Source organism: Flavobacterium jumunjinense, assembly GCF_021650975.2.
Classification (GTDB): Bacteria; Bacteroidota; Bacteroidia; order Flavobacteriales; family Flavobacteriaceae; genus Flavobacterium; species Flavobacterium jumunjinense.
Map to the genome: position 1 here is coordinate 3945360 of NZ_CP091285.1, position 20653 is coordinate 3966012.

Consider the following 20653-nt stretch of genomic DNA (forward strand, 5'->3'; position numbering starts at 1 on the left):
CAATAAAAACAATAAGGTGCGAAAGAATATTTTTTTAAATTTTTTGATACTCTAAAAAGGTTTAAATTTGCATAGTTAATAGCTACTCATTAGATTTACAACAAAAATAAGCAATTTTGTAGCACATTAACAACAGCTATTATGCAAATTTCATGCCTTTTTTAATAATGAAAAAAAATATTTATACACTTGCCATTGAAAGCTCATGCGATGATACCTCTGCAGCAGTACTTTGCAATGACAAAGTACTCTCAAACATTGTAGCAAGACAATCTATACATGAAGAATACGGAGGAGTTGTTCCAGAACTTGCATCTAGAGCGCATCAACAAAATATTGTACCCGTAATTGATGTTGCGATAAAAAAAGCTGGAATATCTAAAGAAGAACTTGATTGTATTTCCTTCACGCAAGGACCTGGATTAATGGGCTCTCTCCTAGTTGGTGGATCTTTTGCTAAATCTATGAGTATGGCTTTAAATATTCCTTTAATTGCTGTAAATCATATGAAAGCTCATATTTTAGCTCACTTTATAGATGAAGAAGGCTTCGAAAAACCCACTTTTCCGTTTTTAGCGCTCACTATTAGTGGTGGTCACACACAAATTGTTCAGGTGAATAGCTTTTTTGATTTAAAGATTATTGGAGAAACTACAGATGATGCTGTTGGAGAAGCTTTTGATAAATCTGCTAAAATATTAGGCCTACCCTATCCTGGTGGACCATTAATTGATAAATATGCAAATGAAGGAAACCCAAAAGCTTATAAATTTACTAAACCAAAAGTTGATGGTTTGAATTTTAGTTTTAGCGGTTTGAAAACACAAATTTTATATTTTATACAAAAGAGTGTTGCTACCAACCCCAATTTTATAGAAGAAAATAGAAATGACATTTGTGCATCAATACAATACACAATTATTACTATTTTAATGGATAAGTTAAAAAGTGCTGTAACACAAACTGGAATTAACAGAATTGCAATTGGTGGTGGTGTTTCTGCAAATTCTGGAATAAGAAAAACACTAAAAGAAGCAGAAAACAAATATGGATGGACAACTTATATTCCTAAATTTGAATACACTACAGATAATGCTGCCATGATTGGCATTGTAGGGTATTATAATTTCTTGGAAAATAATTTCAGTAAAAACACAATCGTCTCTAAAGCAAGAATTGAATTTTAATATGCAATTATTTTACAACCCCAACATACAAGATAGTGATACTTCATTTCAATTTGATAAAGAAGAAAGCAAACACATTGTTAAAGTACTACGAAAAAAAGAAAGTGATATCATTCATATATCAAATGGTACTGGACGTGTATTTATTTCAGAAATAACTTTAGCATCTGAAAGAAAATGTGAAGTTAAAATTATCGATACAATTTTTCATGAACCACTAAACTACAAATTACATATTGCAGTTGCACCAACAAAAATGAATGATCGCTTTGAATGGTTTTTAGAAAAAGCAACAGAAATTGGTATAAACGAGATAACACCAATTATATGTGATCATTCTGAAAGAAAAGTTTATAAGATTGATAGAGCCGAAAAAATAATTCAATCAGCAATGAAACAATCCTTACACTACTATTTGCCTAAAATAAACGAACCAATTCGTCTTTCAGAATTCCTTCAAAAAGAACATCAAGACATAAAATGTATTGCTCATTGTGAAGAACAAGATAGAAAAGCTTTCAAAAACATTGTTACTTCTGGAAAAAATATATTAATTTTAATTGGTCCCGAAGGTGATTTTTCTACAAAAGAAATAGAATTAGCACTAAAAAATAATTTTATACCAGTTACATTAGGAAACACAAGACTAAGAACAGAAACTGCTGGAATAGTAGCATGTCATACTGTTGCATTAATAAACGAATAAAATGAAACAAATACTTACATTTATATCTCTACTTATTTTAAACGTATGCTTTTCTCAAGAAATTGCTGTTCTTAAATATTCTGGTGGTGGAGATTGGTATTCTAACCCTACTTCTTTACCAAATCTTGCCAAATTTTGTAATCAAAATATAAATACAACTATAAATACAAAAACCGCTACTGTTGAAGCGAATAGCGTAGAAATATTTTCATATCCATTTATTCACATGACAGGACATGGAAATGTTGTATTTAGTCCAAACGACATTCAAAACTTAAAAAATTATCTAACATCTGGTGGTTTTTTACATATTGATGACAATTATGGTATGGATGAATTTGTGAGAAAAGAAATTCAAAAAATTTTTCCAGACAATAATCTTAGAGAGATTCCTAATCAGCATGAAATTTTCAAAACTCCTTATAACTTTCCAAATGGCCTACCTAAAATTCATGAACACGAAAACAATAAACCACAAGCCTTTGGCATATTTATAGAAAACAGACTTGTTCTATTGTATACCTATGAATCAGATTTAGGCGATGGTTGGGAAGATGAAGAAGTTCATAACGATCCAATTTCCGTTAGAGAAAAAGCATTAAAAATGGGAGCTAATATTGTTAACTATGTTTTTAAAAATTAGATAATGAATATGTTATTATAAATCAAAGTAAAATTTTAAAATTAAAGACAGTTATTCGCTGTCTTTTTTTTATGATTAAAAAAATCTTATTTACAAAAAAAAGACAGCGTTATAGTCTAAATAAATTAACATTAAAATCATAATAAAAGAAATTTCTCGTTAAAAAACATAATTTTAATAAAAATTACATATTTACAATAATTATTTTAGAATTAAAATCAATATTAATATCATTTTTTGTTATAAAATTGTAGTATTAACATTTTAACAACCAAACAAATTAATTATTATGAAAAAAATCTTATTATCTGCCGCAGTATTAATGCTGATGTTTTCTTGTAACAAAGAAGAAAACGAAATTGTAGATTCTCCAGAAACTACTACCCTAGCACACAGAGGTTGTGCTTCACACGAAGTACTAGATCGACAATTAAAAGAAGATCCAAGTTTAGCTCAAAGAATGAAAGAAATTGAATTCAATACAGAAAAAACAATTGCACAAGGCAGAATTGTTAATGGTGTCTTAGAAATTCCTGTAGTATTTAATGTATTATACAGAAGTTCATCTGAAAACATCTCACAATCTCAGTTACAATCACAAATTGACGTTTTAAACAAAGATTTTAATGCACAAAATTCAGATTTCAACACACCAAACAATCCTTACAGTAGTATTAGAGCTAATGTTGGTATCCGTTTCGTTTTAGACAAAGTTGTTAGAAAAAGAACCAACAAAAGATCATGGGGTACAAACGATGCAATGAAAAAATCAAACAGAGGAGGAATTGATCCAACTTCACCAACAACAAAATTAAATTATTGGGTTTGCACAATTGGAGGAGGAATATTAGGCTACGCACAATTTCCAGGAGGATCATCTGCTACAGATGGTGTTGTTATAGATTCAAAATACACTGGAACTAATGGAACAGCTAGCTACCCATTTAATTTAGGTAGAACAGCTACTCACGAAGTTGGACATTGGATGAACTTAAGACACATTTGGGGAGACTCTACATGTGGTAATGACCAAGTAAGCGATACTCCAACTCACAATACCGCAAATTATGGAGTTCCATCTGTTGGACACAGAAGTACTTGCTCCGGAACACCGTTAGAAATGTACATGAATTACATGGATTATACAGATGACAGAGGAATGTATATGTTCTCTAATGGTCAAAAAAGTAGAATGTTATCTGTTTTTTCAACTTCAGGACCAAGAGCATCATTTAGATAATTTCAAACACTCATCAATTAAAAAGACAACTTAACTGTTGTCTTTTTTTTTACATAAAATTCACTTTTTATTTACACGGAAGACAAAAACGATTTTAACTAATATTACAAAAAAAATGTAAGCCTTACCAAAATACACATAAAATGTATTCAAGATTAACCTTTTTTGTAAGAATCAACAAGAATTAACTTGTTAATAAAATAATTTTACTAAAAATGCAATTATATACTAAAAATAATTATAAAACAATAACTTTTTAAAACTTTTAAAAATAAATAACATTTTTTTTTGTTATAAAATTGCAATGTTAATAAACCAACAAATAACAAAAAAACTAATTTATTATGAAAAAAATCTTTTTATCTGCAGCAGCATTAATGCTTATGATTTCTTGTAACAACGAAGACAACAACACAGTTACAGATACTCCTGAAACATCTGTTATTGCACACAGAGGTTGTGCCTCTCATGATGTTCTTGAAAGACAATTAAAAGAAGATCCTAGCTTAGCTAAAAGAATGCAAGAAATTGAGCTCGATACTGAAACCGCAAAAGCTCAAGGTAGAATTGTAAACGGTGTTATTGAGATCCCTGTTGTATTTAATGTATTATACAGAACAGCGGCAGAAAACATTTCTCAAGCACAACTACAGTCTCAAATTGACGTATTAAACAAAGATTTTAATGCTCAAAACTCAGACTATAATACTGCAAACAACCCTTACAGTAGCGTTAGAGCAAATGTTGGTATCCGTTTCGTTTTAGACAAAGTTGTTAGAAAATCAACAACTAAAACTTCTTGGGGAACAAATGATGCTATGAAGAAAACAAGTACAGGTGGTATAGCGCCAACTTCACCAACAACAAAATTAAACTACTGGGTTTGTACAATTGGTGGTGGAATTTTAGGTTATGCTCAATTTCCTGGAGGTTCTTCGGCAACAGATGGTGTAGCAATTGATTCAAAATATACAGGTACAAATGGAACTGCAACATATCCTTTCAATCTTGGTAGAACAGGAACACATGAAGTTGGACATTGGATGAATTTACGTCATATTTGGGGAGATGCTACATGTGGAAATGATCAAGTAAGTGATACTCCTTCTCATAATACAGCAAACTATGGTGTTCCTGCAGTTGGACACAGAAGTACTTGTTCCGGTACTCCACTTGAAATGTATATGAATTATATGGATTATACAGACGATAGAGGAATGTATATGTTCTCAAATGGTCAAAAAACTAGAATGTTAGCAATTTTCTCTACTACAGGTGCTAGAAAATCGTTTAGATAATAAAATCAACTTAATTATATTTACTAAAAACTCGCTACTAATTAGCGAGTTTTTTTATACTTTTGATTCATGACATCAAAAGAACTTTCTAACGGATTATTACGAACCGTTTTTATACTCTTCGGAATTACTTTAGTATTATTTTTATGCTACAAACTATCTACTTTGATGGTATATTGTATTGTATCAATTGTATTTTCACTAATTGCAAATCCATTAGTAAAATTTCTAAAAACAAAATTAAAGTTTAAAAATACCTTAGCAGTAATAACTACCTTACTATTATTTATACTTCTCGTTATAAGCTTTATTCTTTTGTTTGTACCACTACTTATTTCACAAGGAGAAAATCTTTCACTTTTAGATATTAATGCACTAGAAGCAAGTTATAATGAATTATTTCAAAATATTACTAGCTATTTAGAATCACACAACATCAATATTGATAAAATTGTGAACCCAGAAGAAATCACTTCAAAAATAGATTTTAATTTTATTCCTGATATATTTAATGGAATTTTAAGCTTAGTTGGAAATTTTGGAATGGGTTTAGCCTCCGTTTTATTCATTTCCTTCTTCCTATTAAAAGAAAAAGACAATGCTTTTAGAGTATTTAAATTTGTTTTACCTAGAAATCAGAAAAGTAAAATTTTAACTTCTATAGACAAAATTCTACATTTACTAACACGTTATTTTATTGGTTTATTAATTCAATTATTTATCATATTAGTATTATATCTTATAGTTTTCTTAATATTTGGAATAGAAAATGCATTCATAATTGCATTACTTTGTGCTGTATTAAATATAATTCCATATTTAGGACCATTATTAGGGATGATTGTTGCGTCTATTTTAATAATGATTAGCGGTATAGGCGATCATTTTGTTAGTAATACTCTACCAACAACGCTTTATGTACTCATTGGTATGTTTATTGTGCAATTAATAGACAACAACTTTAGTCAACCTATAATTTTCTCTAAAAGCACTAAATCGCATCCTTTAGAAATATTTTTAGTCATTTTATGTTCTGGTATTTTATTTGGTATTACAGGAATGATTGTAGCTGTACCAACATATACTGCTTTAAAAGTTATTGGAAAGGAATTCCTACCTGAAAACAGAATTATTAAAGCTTTAACAAAGGATATTTAGTGAATCATTTAAACTTATTTTTAACAAAAGAAATTCAAGATTTTATAAATGAAAACATTAATTCTAATATTAGTGATTTAGCATTACAAAAACATAATTTTAAAACAATTGGATACAGTCAAATCATTAACCAAATTGTAGCCAAACAAAAAGCAAAAGACAAATTACCAACTTGGTTTACTACGGAACATATTATTTATCCTCCAAAAGTTTCTATAGAACAAACATCTTCCGAAAGGGCTGCAAAATATAAATCATCAATAATTGAAGGAGAAAATCTAATTGATTTGTCTGGCGGATTTGGAATTGATGATTACTATTTTTCAAGTGTTTTTAAAAATGTAATTCATTGTGAAATTAACGAAGAGTTATCATCTATTGTATCTCATAACTACAAACAACTTAAAAAAGAAAACATTAAATGTATTGCAGGAGAAAGTGCTGAAATATTAAAAAAACTGAACTCACAATTTGACTGTATATATATTGATCCATCACGAAGAAATGATAAAAAAGGAAAGGTTTTCCTTCTACAAGATTGCGAACCCAATGTTCCAGATTTATTAAGTTTTTATTATAACTACACAAACAGAATACTTATTAAAACTGCTCCTATTCTTGACATTCAAGCTGGTTTAAACGAGTTACATAATGTAAAAAACATTCATATTGTTGCTGTAGATAATGAAGTGAAAGAACTATTATGGGAAATTGAAAAAGACTACACTAATGATGTTACTCTTATTTCCGTTAATCTTGAAAAAGAAAATGATTCAATCGTTAAAACAATCTTAGGAAAAGAATATTCACCAACGTTTAGCTTACCCGAAACTTATTTATACGAACCAAATGCTTCTCTTTTAAAATCTGGAAATTTCAATGCAATTTCAGAAATTTTTCAATTCAATAAGCTACATCAACATTCTCATTTGTATACATCAAATAACAAAATAGACTTTCCTGGAAGACGTTTTAAAATTAATTCAATAATTCCATTTCAAAAAAAAGAAATAAAAGGAATTATCAATTCTAAGATGAATGTAACGACACGGAATTTCCCTTTAAAAGTTGATGAAATTAAAAAGAAATATAAAATAAAAGATGGTGGAACAGTTTTTGCTTTTTTTACTACAAATATTGAAAATAATAAAATAGTTTTGCTTTGTTCCAAAGTATAACCTACTATTGCATAATTCTAAGACACTATTTAACCCATTATAAAATGAAAAAAATTGTTCTACTGTTCATATTGATTCCTTTATTTCATGTTGCACAAACAAAAGATTGTATATATGATTTAGAAGAAAAGACAGACTCTACTTTGATTAAAGTATTGCCTAAAAAATTAATGTATGAAAGAGTTTTTGGAGATTCTAAAGAATTTATTCAATTTGGATTAATGAATAACAATGGTGTACCTACTTTGATTTATCAGCTTATTCAGAAAAGCACCGATTTTATTCCAACAAATTGCTTAAATAAATCGTCTAGAATTATTATCCAGTTAGATAATGGAAAAATAATTTCACTACTAAGTATCAACGAAGCTTTATGTTCAACACTAACTTATGATGAAGTTGACAAAAGTAATATTAGAATTTTGACTAGTTATTTTGTGTTTTCTAAAACAAATTATGACGAATTAAAAAAATCTCCAATTAGCATCATAAGAATTCAATATTCAAATGGTGGAAAAGATTATGTTATAGAAAAAGAAATTCAATCAGAATTATTAAAAGCAACCTTTCGTCCTAATCAATTTTTTATTGAAGACTTACCTTGTATAGAATAACAAATAATTATTATCAAAAAGCATAACAAAAAACGCGATACAAATTTGTATCGCGTTTTTGTTATATAATATAACTAAAGATTAATGAGAACCTTCAGTCTCAATAGCATCAACATCTATATTTTGTTTTTTCAATATTCCTTTCACTAAAATCGCAAACAATGTTAAATATGCAAAACACAGTACAGCAATAATATACGATTGATGAATTCCAATAATATCAGATAATTTCCCTTGAATTGGAGGAATAATTCCACCTCCTAAAATCATCATAACCAAAAATGCAGATCCTTGTGATGTGTATTTTCCTAAGCCAATAATAGACAAACTAAAGATTGAAGGCCACATAATAGAACATGCTAATCCACCCGCTAAAAATGCATAAATAGCTACCGTTCCAGTAGTAAAAAGACCAATTAACATTGCAAAAACACCAAATAATCCGAAAATAATTAACGTTCTAGCAGGCTTGTCTTTACTTAAGAAAAATGCACCTATTTGAATCAAAACACATAGAACATAATAATACAAAGGCTTCATGTCTTTTCCTGTGACAATATTAACACCTAAAATTATTCCAAAAGCAATTAGAGGCACAACAATTAGCGCAATTGTTTTCTTTATTCCTGACAGATTGAAAACACTAATTGCACCAGCCCAACGACCAATCATTAAACTTCCCCAATACATTGAAATATAAGGAGCAATAGCAGATGACTCTAAGCCACCAAAATCTTTTAATTTTAATAATTCCCCTAAATTACTTCCAATTGCTACTTCTACACCAACATAGGTAAATATAGCCAACATTCCCAAGACCAATTGTGGATATTGCATTGCTCCCCAACCTTCAGATTTCTTTTTAGCAGAAGTGTAAGAAAATAAAATACCACCTAAAACCACAGCCAATGCTCCAATTAGCCAATTCATTCTACTTTGCTCTAAAGGCTCTTGCAAGACTTTAATTTCTGATTCTTTAGCAGCTATTAAATGGTAAGTACTATCCTTATCTATTGTATCATTCTTTAAATCAACATCTTTCAATTGCGTTAATTCTTTATTTAATGATACAATTTTAACTGCTTCATCACTTTTATAACTTTGAAAAACGGGTGTAAACATTACACCTAACAAAAGCGTCATTGTCCATAATGTAATAATTGCTTTATTCGCTTTTTCCACTGGTTCTTCTGAGACACCAGAAGGTACTTTTTTAGAAAAATAAAACAAAGCAGCAGCGCCTACAAAAAGTAAACCTACACATATATATAGAATAACTACTTTATTTAATTCTAATAATTTGATTTGATCATCAGTAATAGAAGTTGCAGTTCCAAATAAAGCTAAACCAACTACAATAGGTCCAATTGTAGTTCCGAAAGAGTTAATTCCGCCACCAAGATTCACACGACTTGCACCAGTTTTTGGATCACCTAATAATATTGCAAAAGGATTTGCTGCAGTTTGCTGTAAAGAAAACCCAAGAGCTACTATAAAAAGTCCAACTAACATCCCTGTATATAAATTAGCTTCCACAGCAATAATCATAGCACCCGCTCCAAGTGCTGAAAATAGTAGCCCATAGATTATACTTTTTTTATATCCCCATTTACCAACAATATCATTTCCCGTAAAGTTACCAATGGTAAACATCCATAAAGCACCCATATAATAAGCGGTATAAAAAGCGAAATCGATCAATTGAGATTGAAATTGATCTAATGAAAAATAATGTTTACAAAAAGGAATAAAAATACTGTTTCCAGCAGCAATAAATCCCCAGAAAAAAAAGACCGTTATAAGAGTATATAAAGCCGGATAGTTTGTTTTGATTTGTTTGTTGTTCATATAAATAAATATTTTATTGTTTTAAGGCTTAAGTGTCAGATTAATCAATCTAAATTATAATTATTGTAATGATAGTATTACTGTGAAATTTTTCATAAATATACATTTATAAGCTATTTATAAACACAATTCCTCTAAATATTTATTAACGAAAACGTTTTCTTAACCAAAAAAAATCATTTAATAATAAAAATTACAACGTTTGCGTTTGTTAATAACTCACATTTATCATTTTAAGAATAAAAACCACAATCTGTTAAATAAGTTTAAAAATGATCCTGTATTAAAATATTAAACATATTTTTGTAAAAATAAATTTGCATTATAAAACAAGTCAAATTGTTATGAAAAAAATATTGTTGTTCCTTTTTGTTGCTTTCAATTTATCTTCTTGCGATGATGGAGATATTACATTAGAATCATTTAATTTTGATGATGGACTAATCCAAAAATGTCCCGATTCTAAGGAATTAATTTTCAAAACATCAAATGACGAGTTATTGTTGATTAATTTAGGTGAAACAAATTATAATTCCCTTTTCCAACCAATTGAAACTGGAAGTACACCAAGAACATTGACAATTACTTCTACTCAAAATCAAGTAATCTATAGAAAATATTCAAGTACAGTTTCTCAAAACACAGTGTGCTCAATAGTACCCGTTTCTTCCCCTACAGTTACTAAAGAATGGCTAGCAACTGGTGGAACCATTTCAGTTTTAACCAATGAGCTTACAAATACTGATGATGAAGTTATAGGTCATTCTCATAATGTTACATTCTTGAATGTAAATTTTTCAAGTAGTGACAACTCTTTTAGTTTTACGAGTTATAATTATGGAAATCATGAAATACTCGACTAAAAATATATAGTATAAAGCAATCACATATGTCCAGCTGAATTTACTCATATAATTAACAAGTTTTATAAGTAAATTCAGCTGGATATTTTTTTATCCATTTTTAATTGGTGTTTTGCTTAATATGAACCGCAGTTGCTCCAAATCCATATTTTTGAAAACTAGCCTCTTGAAAACTAATTTGATCATATCGAGATAATAGAAATTCTAATTCCGATTTTAGAACACCTTCACCTACTCCATGAATAAAAACTAATTTTTGCATTCTATTCCTTATAGCAAACTCAAGTTGTCCTTTAGCCGTATCCATTTGAATATTTAATATATCGTAATTAGACATACCTCTTGTTTGAGGAACTAATTTTTCTATATGCAAATCTACTTCTAAAACGAATTCTTCTTTTTTCGATTTTTTTTCTTTAACAAATGATCGTTTTTTAGGTTCTGTTTTTTCAGATAGAACCTGAGATAAACTTTTAGAAGAAAACAAATTCTTTAAAGAATCATTATTTACTTTCACTAATTCCTCACTTTGAAAAGTCATTACAAAATCTTCACTAGTTTTAATAACTATATCTTTACCTGCTATTTTAATGATTTCTCCATCTATGGCATCATCTAAAACTGAAACCCTATCTCCTATTTCAAAATTATTCATCTTCATCTATTTCTTGATCGTTCTTACTAGGTATTTTATTCATTAATCTAAAAAGTCCATACATGAATATAGCAAAAGCTCCAATCATAATAAACTTATTAGGTTCTGGTTGCGATTGTTCATATAAAGCATACAAACCAAATGCAAAAAATAATATTATATATATAAATTTATTCATGTTTCTTTAATTTCTTCAAATATAAACTAAAAATTAAAAGCATGTTTTTTTCCACTATTTTTTTTGTAAACTTGTATTAAATTTAAGTAAAAATGGAAGAATATATGATCCCTTGCTTTAGCAAAACACTTTTTGGAGTGGAATGTTTAGGTTGTGGTATTCAACGATCTTTAGTTTTTTTATTAAAAGGAGAATTAATTGCCGCATTTAAAATATATCCTGCTATCTATACATTAATACTGTTCTTTTTATCTATCTCACTCCATTTTATAGATAAAAGAAGAAACTATAATTCACCTATAAAATGGTTAGCAATAATTAATGGCTTCATAATGATAACATCATATCTTATAAAAATTAATAATTAAAATCAATTAAACTATAAATCATGGAAAAACAAAAATTACCTAATGAGCAAGCTATAATGATACTTGGTATAGTATCCTTTATTGGATGTTGCTGTACAAATGGTGTCCTTGGCTTAGTATTATCTGGAATTGGACTTTATTTGACCAATCAATCAGAAAAATTAATTCAAGCAAATCCAGAACAATATAATCCTGGTTCATTAAGCACATGGAAAATTGTGAATATTGTTAGTTTTGCAATAAGTACAGTATTTGTTATTTATTTAATTTATTTACTAGCAACTGGAAAATATCAAGAATCAAATGAACAAATGAGAGAATTAATCGAACAATTTCAAAATAGATAAAAGTTTTCTTTAAAAAAACACTAAATCCAGCTCAACAGCTGGATTTTTTAATTAAACATAAACATCTAATAAACAAATACTTAAATAAAATTTTTCAGATATTACAATTTTTGGCACGTAAATTGAATATACCTAAGCAAGCAACCCAATTAGAAAGTTTATTCTAAGAAAGTTGAAGTTTAACCTTAAATTGATGTATTATGAAAAAAATTACTCAAATATTAGTTATTGCAATCTTAAGTTTAGGATTTAGCACTGCAAAAGCATCAGATAAAAAGGTATTTGATGATGTAAATGAAAATTATTATCCACCTGTAGATTATAGAAATGCAGATCCAATTGTATTTTTAGAAAGAGGAATCGAGTTTTATGTATTCCCAAATGGAGATTTTGATTTTAATACTGTAGAAACAACAGCTCCTAGATCTTCTTCAGGAAGAGAAAATAGAAATACAACATATGGAGCACCAGGTGTTCGAACAAGATCATATAATCATTATTCTCCAAGAAATTATGGCACAAAAATTGAACATGATTATTATGGAAGAGTGAGACGAATTGGAAATGTTTTTATCAACTATGATTTTGACGGAAGAGTAAAAAGAGTGGGATCTGTTTATATGAGATATAATAGCTTTGCACTTACTCAAATTGGAGGAATGAGAATAGTATATGACAGACATGGATGTATTGTGAATAGCATTGGATATGTAAACGCTTCTAGTCATTCTCATGGCTATAGCCATCAAAACAATCATTATCAAGCTGATAACTATTATAACAATAATAATGATGCAGATAATTATAATGCAGATAATGATGAAGATTATTATTACTATCGTAAAGATGGTTCAAAATCTAAAATGTCTAAAGATGATATTAAAGAGTTAAAAGAAAAAAATTAGTGAAATGAAAATTTCATACTATAGTTTTTGATTGGTTTAGTTTGTTAAAATCCTGCGGAACAGTAATGTGTCGCAGGTTTTTTATTTTATATTAAATAGTAAAAAAACTATTTTATCCTTTTAATCAATGTATCAAATATGTTGTTTATATCTAAAGATAGCTTCAAATAATACGACAAACCTAAATAAAACAGAGTTATTAAAATAGATTTAATACCAATATTTAAAATAGGATGAAACTTAAAATCCCAAAAATAAAACAATAAAAATGTAAGCAATAAAACGCCAAAAGATTGCAATGTAGCTTTTGTAAAAGGGAATAATTTCATTTTAAACACTACAAATAATAATTTCGATAAACTATAAAGAGTAATTGATAATAGCGTTGCGAAAGCAGTTCCTTTCAAACCATATAATGGAATAAAAATCATGTTTAACCCAACCGTTATTAAAACTAATAAAACACCTAGAAAAAGTACTGTTCTATAATATTTTGAATTAAAAATTATTGCATTATTATTACCTAAAATTAAATCGAAATATTTAGATAAACCAATTGTGAATACAACAAAAATTCCGCCCGAGTATTTTTCAGGTAACAACAAATAGAGTTGGTTTATATTAGCTAGAATTCCGATAAATAGTAAACCACCAATGACTTGAAGCGTAATTGATGTTTTCTTATACAATTCATTAAGTTCCTTTATTTTATTTTCACTAATCAATTTTGCGGTAATAGGATAAGTTATTTGATGCATAGCTCTACTTGGAACAGCAATAACAGTTGCAATAAAAATAGCTACAGAATAGTATGCAATATTTTCAATTTTCACATAACCATTCAACATTATCTTGTCAATTTCTAAAAACAAATTGGCAATTCCACCTGTTAAAATAATGAATAAACTATAACCAATTATTGCTTTATAATTTGAAGGTAATTTAATTTGAAACTTAGGAAATCTTTCTTTAAAAGCGAAAAATTTCATAATAAGCATTGAAAGAATATAAATCCCCATCAAACTATACACAAAATCATCTGGAGTTATCCAATTGAAATAAACTGCAAATAAAGAAACACTTACTAAAATACGCAAAAACACTTCCTTTATAAAATTACCTAAAACCGATTTTAAATGCACTTTTACCCATGCATAAAAAATTTCGAAATATCCCATTGACAAGCCTATAACTGGAATTTGCCAAACATAATCGTAAACAATGTCGTTTTTTTTAGACAATAAAAGTGCAATTTGATGATACCCAAAGTAAGCAATTAATGAAAAAGGAATAACTAAAAGTAAAGGCAAAAATAAAACAAAACTTAAAAATTCTGATTTTTCCTTTTCTGTCTTATATTCATTAAAATATTTAATTAAAGTATTATGAACTCCGAAAGCCATTAAAGGCATTAATATATTCGCACAAGAAAGTATAAAACCAACCAAACCATAATAAGTATCTCCTAGAAACTGAACATACATATATAATGTATTCACAGCTCCAATGGCAAAGCCTATGTAGGTAATAATTGTATTCTTTATAGATTGATTGATTACAACACCCATAATTCATTTAAAATTGAGAAAATAAAAAGTTTATTCTGCACAGATATCATTATAATATCTTACAATAGTTTGTATATCGTTTGAAAACCATTCCCCCGATTTAATATTTTCCTCAATTCTAATACAACCCGAAAAATATTTTAATACCTTTTTTTTAAAGCCAAAATTTAAACTTGTTGGGTATTCTTCATCCATTCTTTTAATAAAAATAGATGTACTATTAAGTTTACCAGAATCCCGTTCTTCGTTAAAATATTTTTTTTTACTAATATTAAAGCGTATTCCATTATTTATTCTATTATTTATACTAGTAAACTCTAACGTTTCAACATACAATGAAACATTACCTTCTTCAATTACTTCAAAAAGTCTATAGAAAGCATTCTTACTCGTTTTTAAATATTCAAATTTTATATCAAAATCAAACCCATGAAATGTAATACCTTTAACCATATCCTCATTCCAAATATCGGGATCATCATCTTTAGTTAATCTAAATTTAATCTTATTCTTTTTTATTGAACCATATCCAATTAAAGAAGTACCATCAATAAAGTTCAAAGTAGCTTCTTGATCTTGCGCATGTATGAATTGAAATAACAAAATAAAAATTAGAAGTCTCATTATGATAAAATTGAATTAGCTAACTGTTTTGTTAAATTCTTCCTACTATATTTTTGTAAGCCTACTGGGTATGACATTAAATTATTTTCTTTATATAAATTAAAACATTTCAAAATATATTCTTTAAGCATTTCTTTTTCTTGATAATTAAAAAAAGAACCCGAATTGGTTTCTTTTATAATTTTTTCAAAATCGGTTTCGTTTGGACCAATTGCTAAAATGGGACGTTCAGAAACCATATATTCAAATAATTTACCTGGAATAATACATTTTGTTTCCTCAGAATCTATTTCAACTAAAAGTAAAACCTGTGAACTTTTCTGTTCTTGTAATGCAACATCATGCGATACATAGCCTAAATGATTCATAAACGAAGTTAAACCATGATTAGAAATACTTTCTAACACTTCATTACTCACAGCACCAATAAGTTTCAATTCAAAATCATTTGAAAAACCTTCATTTTCAGCTATTAATTCTGCTAAAGATTGCCATAAAATTTGCGGATTACGTTCAGAAAGAAAAGAACCAATATGCGCTAATGTAAATTTTATATCTAAAGGTTTTTTAATAATTTTCTCCACATCATAACCATTTGTAATCACTTCAATAGGTTTAGATGTAAGTGCTGCAAACTCTTTTTTAGTTGTTGGAGAGGTAACAATACAAGTATCACAACTATTTAAAACTTCTTTTTCAAATGCTTTATGTTTTTTGGCTGCCCAATTACTTAATTTCAATTGTTTATGATAACCAATTGTTGTCCATGGATCTCGAAAATCGGTTATCCAATTAATTTTTAATTCTTTTTTTAGCTGTAAGCCAATCAGATGTAAACTATGTGGTGGACCTGTTGTTATTATTGTATCTATTTGATTCTCTTCAATATATTTTCTCAGGAATTTTACAGATGGTTTCACCCAAAAAACACGTGCATCAGGAATAAAAACATTTCCCCGAATCCATAGCATTACTTTTTCAATAAAAGTTTGCCTTTTTCTATTGGGAATGATCCCTGAGCTTATTTTTTTTGCCTTTTTTTTAGAAAAAATAGAAGCTAATCCATAAGGTTCAAAAATTTTATTTTTTATAACAATAACTTCATCTGATACCTCACTTAGTAGCTTATCATCTTGTAAAGGATAAGTGGGATTTTCTGGAATATACACATGAGGCTCAATACCAAATTCAGGTAAATATTTCACAAATTTTAACCAACGTTGCACACCTGGTCCTCCTGCTGGTGGCCAATAATAGGAAACGATGAGTATTTGTTTTTTATTGTTGATTTTATTATTTGTTTAAATGTTAAACCATTTACTTCTGTCAAACTGAAATTGATTCAGCTTTTAATTTAATTCTTGTTAAGCTAAAATAAATTTAGCTTGCTACTTTATTCTTGCATCCTTGCTCTTGCTTCTTTGTTCTTTCTCTCAAAATACAAACCACCTAAAACTAAAAATAACATCCCAATTGAACTTATTAAAGCAATAGTACTTCCTGTTTTTACTACTGGAGGATCAAAAGTAAATTCAATAGTATGCTTTCCAGCAGGAATTAAAAGTCCTCTCAAAGCATAGTTTGTTCTAAAAATCATTGCTTCTTTACCGTCGATAGTTGCATTCCAACCATTCTTATAATACATTTCTGAAAACACAGCGAATCCATCATTTGAATTATTAGATGTATATTTTAGACTATTTGGTTTATAAATATCTAATTTAATTGAAGCTAATGAATCTCTTTTAAAATCTTTAAAATTAGTTTTAGCTTTTAAAGAACGAGGATTAATAATAGCCACATCTTTAGTATTTAAACTATCTAAGGCTTTCATCTCTTCATCTGCTGAGTTTACTTTTTTAACTTCATTTACAAACCATGCATTTCCATTTGCAGCAGGATTAGTTAATGCAATAGATTCTCCTTGTTCATTATTTTGAATTATGTATTTTGTATTCAACATATTCAAAACATTCACATTGTTTTTTGCAATCTGATAATCAAATAATTGTTGCATTCTTCTTGGTTTAGCAGCATGATAACCACCAATCGAATTATGAAAATAAGAACTTCTTGCACTACTCATTTGTCCTGCAATTTCAAAAACTCTAAAATGAGTTGTGTCTTGAAGTATTTTTAAATCTGCTTCTGAAGCTTGAAAAGGTTCATTCATTTCTCTTGGAGAAACAAAATCATGTTTATCTACATAATTTTTATCAATAAAAAACAAATCGGCACACATCAATAAACCAATAACAATAACAGATGTTGTAGTTTTTATCATGTCTTTATTATATAAAAACAAAGCGATAAATGCACAAATAACATATCCCATAGAACGTAAAACATCTTTAGTATATAATGACATTCTATCTTCAGAAAGCGCTCTAATAAACTCTGGACCATAACTTTGAGCATAATAATCATCATTTCCTCCAGAAAAATCAAAAGTCCCTTTCAGTAAAAATAATCCAATTAAAAGTCCAAAAACAATTGCGCTCGTTTTCCATAAATAATCCCATTGCACTTTTTTATCTTCAATCTTAAAGAACTGATAGAATCCTAAAATAGCTAAAGTAGGAATACATAATTCTAAAATGACTTGTATGGAAGAAACCGCTCTAAACTTATTATACATTGGAATAGTGTCAATAAAGAAATCGGTTAAGAAAGAGAAGTTTTTACCCCAAGAAAGGAATAAAGATACAAGTGCACTCGTTAATAATGCATATTTTATTTTTCTATTATCTGAAATAAATAAGGACAATACAAAAAAGAAAAAGATTACTACACCAATATATGCAGGCGCTGCAACAATCGGCTGATCTCCCCAATAAGTAGGCATTTGTTTGACTAATTCAACTGCTTCATGAGCAGGAACACCTTGTTGCGTCATGAAACTATACATTTCAGAATCTACTCCTAAATCCTCGTGATTAGAACCTCCAAATAATCTTGGTGCAATTAAATTAAAACTTTCTGCTTTACCATAACTATATTCCGTTATGTATTCATAGCTCATTGCATTGGTGTTTATTTTTGGAGAACCATTTTCATTAAAAGTAAGTTCACTTTTATCACGAGTTGAAAACTTAGCATATTCTGATGTTGCCATCAAATTTGTAGCATTTGAACCAATCGCTAATAAACCTGCAATAGCAAAAACTCCAACAATTTTACCTAAATCTTTAAATGCTTTTTCTTTGATAAATTCATAGATATGAAAACCACTTATAATCAATAATAAAATCAATAGGTAATATGTCATTTGAAAGTGATTCGCTTGAATTTCTAAAGCGGCCGCAATCATTGTAAGAATTCCTCCTAAAATATATTTCCTTTGAAAAACCAATAAAACTCCAGCCAGAACCATAGGCATATAAGCAATTGCGTGTGCTTTTGCATTATGACCTACTCCCAATATTATAATTAAATAGGTTGAAAAACCAAATGCTAACGCTCCAAAAAATGCTTTTAGTGGATCAATTTTTAGAACCATTAAAAGTATATAAAAACCAATAAAATATAAAAACAAATAATCAGCAGGACGCGGTAAAAAACGTAAAACAGAATCTAATTTTTTCACATAATTATGCGGGTAATTAGCTCCTAACTGGTACGTTGGCATTCCTCCAAACGCACTATTTGTCCAATAAGGCTCTGCATCATTTTCTTTTCTAAAATCATTTTGTTCTTTTGCCATACCTGTATATTGTGCAATATCAGATTGGTATATTTTTTTCCCTTCAAGTACAGGATAAAAATAAATAATAGCTACTAAAACGAAACCAAAAATGGCTGCAAAATGAGGTAATAATGATTGTATTTTTTTCATTGGTAAGAGATAACTGTAATAAAACGCTAAGGTAAATAAAAAAAGGATATTGAAACAATATCCTTTCTAACAACTCATAAAAGTATTTTTAATCTAATTCTTCAAAGTCAACATACTCACCTACTTTTTTCTTTTCTGTAGGTCTATCTTTTTTTGTATTCTTTTGATTTGTATCATTATTCGAATACGTATTTTGTTGTTGTCCGTACTGACTTCTCATTTGCTCTTCCATCTTTTGTTGTACCTTACTTACCGCTTTCTTCATTAAAATTGGTGCGAAAATTTTAATAAGAAATTTGAATAAATACCAAAACAAAATAATGTAAACGATGGTCTTTATAAAACCAATAAACGATGCTGTTTCCATTTTTAATCTATTTAATAATTCAAAAGTATGCATATTAGTAGATAAAACCCCATTATTGTTTCTTAAAATTATTATAAAAATACTATTTTTGAAGTAAAATTTGCAAAATGAAACATTATAAAGTATTAGTCATACTATTTTTATTCGTATTTCAAGTCCAATATGCGCAGTATACAGACGAAATTAACTCCAATCGTCCAGGGAAATCAATGATGGCGTTCTCTGTAGGAAAGTCTGTATTTCAAACAGAAATGGGTCTAAATTTCCAAAATGAAGATCATTCAAAATTAAAATATACAGCCAATGGATTCATTGGTGAAATAGATTTTAGATATGGTTTATTTTTTGAAGAATTAGAATTTATTGCTGAATTGCAATATCAAAATGATAGCTATAAAACATCATTTGACAAAACGAGACGGTCTGCACTTAAAAAAACATTAATTGGAGCAAAATATCTTATTTATGATCCATTTAAAAATTATGAAGTAAAAGAAAACTTATACAGTTGGAAAGCAAATCATAAATTTAATTGGAGACAATTTCTTCCAGCGGTTTCTGGGTATGTTGGTGTGAATTTAAATTTTTCTGACAATCCTTTTAATTATGCTCCTTCCTATATAGAAGAGCCAGTTGTTAGTCCTAAAGTAATGCTTATCACTCAAAATCATTTTGGAAAACAATGGGTTTTTGTAACGAATATAATGTATGATAAAATTGCTTCCGATTTTGCTTCCATAAATTATATATTAACTCTAACAAGAGGTTTTAATCAAAAATGGTCTGGTTTTTTAGAACATCAAGGCTATAAAGGAGATTATTATTCTGATGGTGTGTTTCGTGTTGGTGCGGCATATTTATTTGATAAATCAATACAAATTGATGCATCTGTTGGAACGAATATTAAAAATACGCCAAGTATATTTAATGCAGGTCTAGGTTTTTCATGGCGTTTTGATTCTAATTATAAAGAAGTTAAAATTGAAAAAGACAAAGGAAGCAAAATGGATAAAAAAATGAAAAAGAAAGCAGAAAAAGAGAATAGAAAACGTAAGGACGAGGTAGAATAAA

Annotated in this window: 21 protein-coding genes; 13 read left to right on the forward strand and 8 right to left on the reverse strand. The window is 28.4% G+C overall.

Translation table 11 applies throughout. The features are described 5' to 3' along the window. Positions 1–167 precede the first annotated feature (167 nt). The 8 genes from tsaD to L2Z92_RS17925 all read left to right on the forward strand — a co-directional run bounded on the left by tsaD (position 168) and on the right by L2Z92_RS17925 (position 8024). A complete protein-coding gene (gene tsaD, locus L2Z92_RS17890) occupies positions 168–1187 on the forward strand; it encodes a tRNA (adenosine(37)-N6)-threonylcarbamoyltransferase complex transferase subunit TsaD (protein ID WP_236455989.1) in 1020 nt (339 codons plus the stop codon). Position 1188: 1 nt separating this feature from the next. Next, positions 1189–1893, forward strand: coding sequence for a 16S rRNA (uracil(1498)-N(3))-methyltransferase (locus L2Z92_RS17895; protein ID WP_236455990.1), 705 nt, complete (start codon positions 1189–1191; stop codon positions 1891–1893). A gap of 1 nt (position 1894) precedes the next feature. Next, on the forward strand, positions 1895–2536 hold the full coding sequence (locus L2Z92_RS17900) for a DUF4159 domain-containing protein (RefSeq protein ID WP_236455993.1): 642 nt from the start codon (positions 1895–1897) through the stop codon (positions 2534–2536). 289 nt (positions 2537–2825) lie between these two features. Next, the gene (locus tag L2Z92_RS17905; RefSeq protein ID WP_236455995.1) at positions 2826–3776 is read left to right on the forward strand and encodes a zinc metalloprotease; all 951 of its coding nucleotides are present in this window, start codon (positions 2826–2828) and stop codon (positions 3774–3776) included. A 344-nt stretch (positions 3777–4120) separates the two neighbouring features. After that, positions 4121–5074, forward strand: coding sequence for a zinc metalloprotease (locus L2Z92_RS17910; protein ID WP_236455997.1), 954 nt, complete (start codon positions 4121–4123; stop codon positions 5072–5074). 69 nt (positions 5075–5143) lie between these two features. Further along, positions 5144–6232: an AI-2E family transporter gene (locus L2Z92_RS17915; RefSeq protein ID WP_236455999.1), complete on the forward strand. Its 1089-nt coding sequence runs from the start codon at positions 5144–5146 to the stop codon at positions 6230–6232. Continuing rightward, the gene (locus tag L2Z92_RS17920; RefSeq protein ID WP_236456001.1) at positions 6232–7410 is read left to right on the forward strand and encodes a THUMP-like domain-containing protein; all 1179 of its coding nucleotides are present in this window, start codon (positions 6232–6234) and stop codon (positions 7408–7410) included. Before L2Z92_RS17915 ends, L2Z92_RS17920 begins: the two co-directional genes overlap by 1 nt. A gap of 44 nt (positions 7411–7454) precedes the next feature. Then, on the forward strand, positions 7455–8024 hold the full coding sequence (locus tag L2Z92_RS17925) for a hypothetical protein (protein WP_236456003.1): 570 nt from the start codon (positions 7455–7457) through the stop codon (positions 8022–8024). 81 nt (positions 8025–8105) lie between these two features. Here L2Z92_RS17925 and L2Z92_RS17930 read toward each other — a convergent pair whose 3' ends face one another. Further along, positions 8106–9872: an MFS transporter gene (locus tag L2Z92_RS17930; RefSeq protein ID WP_236456005.1), complete on the reverse strand. Its 1767-nt coding sequence runs from the start codon at positions 9870–9872 to the stop codon at positions 8106–8108. A gap of 344 nt (positions 9873–10216) precedes the next feature. Here L2Z92_RS17930 and L2Z92_RS17935 point away from each other — a divergent pair, with 344 nt between their 5' ends. Beyond that, positions 10217–10735: a hypothetical protein gene (locus L2Z92_RS17935; RefSeq protein ID WP_236456007.1), complete on the forward strand. Its 519-nt coding sequence runs from the start codon at positions 10217–10219 to the stop codon at positions 10733–10735. A gap of 100 nt (positions 10736–10835) precedes the next feature. Here the strand turns inward: L2Z92_RS17935 and L2Z92_RS17940 are convergent, their stop codons facing one another. Then, positions 10836–11390, reverse strand: a complete 555-nt coding sequence (locus L2Z92_RS17940; RefSeq protein WP_236456009.1) for a Smr/MutS family protein — start codon at positions 11388–11390, stop codon at positions 10836–10838. Beyond that, the gene (locus tag L2Z92_RS17945; protein ID WP_236456011.1) at positions 11383–11568 is read right to left on the reverse strand and encodes a hypothetical protein; all 186 of its coding nucleotides are present in this window, start codon (positions 11566–11568) and stop codon (positions 11383–11385) included. Before L2Z92_RS17945 ends, L2Z92_RS17940 begins: the two co-directional genes overlap by 8 nt. Before the next feature lie 92 nt (positions 11569–11660). Between L2Z92_RS17945 and L2Z92_RS17950 the strand changes: the two genes are divergently transcribed. The 3 genes from L2Z92_RS17950 (at position 11661) to L2Z92_RS17960 (ending at position 13188) form a co-directional block, all read left to right on the forward strand. Beyond that, on the forward strand, positions 11661–11936 hold the full coding sequence (locus L2Z92_RS17950) for a DUF2752 domain-containing protein (protein ID WP_236456012.1): 276 nt from the start codon (positions 11661–11663) through the stop codon (positions 11934–11936). 20 nt (positions 11937–11956) lie between these two features. After that, on the forward strand, positions 11957–12283 hold the full coding sequence (locus tag L2Z92_RS17955) for a CCC motif membrane protein (protein ID WP_236456013.1): 327 nt from the start codon (positions 11957–11959) through the stop codon (positions 12281–12283). Between the two features lie 200 nt (positions 12284–12483). Then, positions 12484–13188: a hypothetical protein gene (locus L2Z92_RS17960; RefSeq protein WP_236456014.1), complete on the forward strand. Its 705-nt coding sequence runs from the start codon at positions 12484–12486 to the stop codon at positions 13186–13188. A 107-nt stretch (positions 13189–13295) separates the two neighbouring features. On the opposite strand, the gene L2Z92_RS17965 is transcribed toward L2Z92_RS17960, so the two are convergent. From L2Z92_RS17965 to L2Z92_RS17985, 5 genes are all read right to left on the reverse strand, one after another. Further along, positions 13296–14756 carry a lipopolysaccharide biosynthesis protein gene (locus L2Z92_RS17965; RefSeq protein WP_236456015.1) on the reverse strand — a complete coding sequence of 487 codons (1461 nt, stop codon included), beginning with the start codon at positions 14754–14756 and terminating at the stop codon, positions 13296–13298. A 30-nt stretch (positions 14757–14786) separates the two neighbouring features. Next, entirely contained in the window at positions 14787–15380 is a 594-nt protein-coding gene (locus tag L2Z92_RS17970; RefSeq protein WP_236456016.1) for a hypothetical protein, read from the reverse strand. Continuing rightward, a complete protein-coding gene (locus L2Z92_RS17975; protein ID WP_236458877.1) occupies positions 15380–16669 on the reverse strand; it encodes a glycosyltransferase family 4 protein in 1290 nt (429 codons plus the stop codon). The genes L2Z92_RS17970 and L2Z92_RS17975 overlap by 1 nt, the downstream gene beginning before the upstream one ends. Before the next feature lie 104 nt (positions 16670–16773). Next, positions 16774–19215, reverse strand: a complete 2442-nt coding sequence (locus L2Z92_RS17980; protein ID WP_236456017.1) for a YfhO family protein — start codon at positions 19213–19215, stop codon at positions 16774–16776. A gap of 88 nt (positions 19216–19303) precedes the next feature. Next, complete coding sequence (locus L2Z92_RS17985) at positions 19304–19582, reverse strand: DUF4834 family protein (protein ID WP_236456018.1); 279 nt, start codon at positions 19580–19582, stop codon at positions 19304–19306. 107 nt (positions 19583–19689) lie between these two features. Between L2Z92_RS17985 and L2Z92_RS17990 the strand changes: the two genes are divergently transcribed. Further along, the gene (locus tag L2Z92_RS17990) at positions 19690–20652 is read left to right on the forward strand and encodes a transporter (protein WP_236456019.1); all 963 of its coding nucleotides are present in this window, start codon (positions 19690–19692) and stop codon (positions 20650–20652) included. Position 20653 lies beyond the last annotated feature (1 nt).

What these genes read in the sequence shown, in the direction of transcription:
- tsaD (WP_236455989.1), top strand. Translation starts at nt 168, where the DNA reads ATGAAAAAAAATATTTATACACTTGCCATTGAAAGCTCATGCGATGAT.
- L2Z92_RS17895 (WP_236455990.1), top strand. Translation starts at nt 1,189, where the DNA reads ATGCAATTATTTTACAACCCCAACATACAAGATAGTGATACTTCATTT.
- L2Z92_RS17900 (WP_236455993.1), top strand. Translation starts at nt 1,895, where the DNA reads ATGAAACAAATACTTACATTTATATCTCTACTTATTTTAAACGTATGC.
- L2Z92_RS17905 (WP_236455995.1), top strand. Translation starts at nt 2,826, where the DNA reads ATGAAAAAAATCTTATTATCTGCCGCAGTATTAATGCTGATGTTTTCT.
- L2Z92_RS17910 (WP_236455997.1), top strand. Translation starts at nt 4,121, where the DNA reads ATGAAAAAAATCTTTTTATCTGCAGCAGCATTAATGCTTATGATTTCT.
- L2Z92_RS17915 (WP_236455999.1), top strand. Translation starts at nt 5,144, where the DNA reads ATGACATCAAAAGAACTTTCTAACGGATTATTACGAACCGTTTTTATA.
- L2Z92_RS17925 (WP_236456003.1), top strand. Translation starts at nt 7,455, where the DNA reads ATGAAAAAAATTGTTCTACTGTTCATATTGATTCCTTTATTTCATGTT.
- L2Z92_RS17930 (WP_236456005.1), bottom strand. Translation starts at nt 9,872, where the DNA reads ATGAACAACAAACAAATCAAAACAAACTATCCGGCTTTATATACTCTT.
- L2Z92_RS17935 (WP_236456007.1), top strand. Translation starts at nt 10,217, where the DNA reads ATGAAAAAAATATTGTTGTTCCTTTTTGTTGCTTTCAATTTATCTTCT.
- L2Z92_RS17940 (WP_236456009.1), bottom strand. Translation starts at nt 11,390, where the DNA reads ATGAATAATTTTGAAATAGGAGATAGGGTTTCAGTTTTAGATGATGCC.
- L2Z92_RS17945 (WP_236456011.1), bottom strand. Translation starts at nt 11,568, where the DNA reads ATGAATAAATTTATATATATAATATTATTTTTTGCATTTGGTTTGTAT.
- L2Z92_RS17950 (WP_236456012.1), top strand. Translation starts at nt 11,661, where the DNA reads ATGGAAGAATATATGATCCCTTGCTTTAGCAAAACACTTTTTGGAGTG.
- L2Z92_RS17955 (WP_236456013.1), top strand. Translation starts at nt 11,957, where the DNA reads ATGGAAAAACAAAAATTACCTAATGAGCAAGCTATAATGATACTTGGT.
- L2Z92_RS17960 (WP_236456014.1), top strand. Translation starts at nt 12,484, where the DNA reads ATGAAAAAAATTACTCAAATATTAGTTATTGCAATCTTAAGTTTAGGA.
- L2Z92_RS17965 (WP_236456015.1), bottom strand. Translation starts at nt 14,756, where the DNA reads ATGGGTGTTGTAATCAATCAATCTATAAAGAATACAATTATTACCTAC.
- L2Z92_RS17970 (WP_236456016.1), bottom strand. Translation starts at nt 15,380, where the DNA reads ATGAGACTTCTAATTTTTATTTTGTTATTTCAATTCATACATGCGCAA.
- L2Z92_RS17980 (WP_236456017.1), bottom strand. Translation starts at nt 19,215, where the DNA reads ATGAAAAAAATACAATCATTATTACCTCATTTTGCAGCCATTTTTGGT.
- L2Z92_RS17985 (WP_236456018.1), bottom strand. Translation starts at nt 19,582, where the DNA reads ATGGAAACAGCATCGTTTATTGGTTTTATAAAGACCATCGTTTACATT.
- L2Z92_RS17990 (WP_236456019.1), top strand. Translation starts at nt 19,690, where the DNA reads ATGAAACATTATAAAGTATTAGTCATACTATTTTTATTCGTATTTCAA.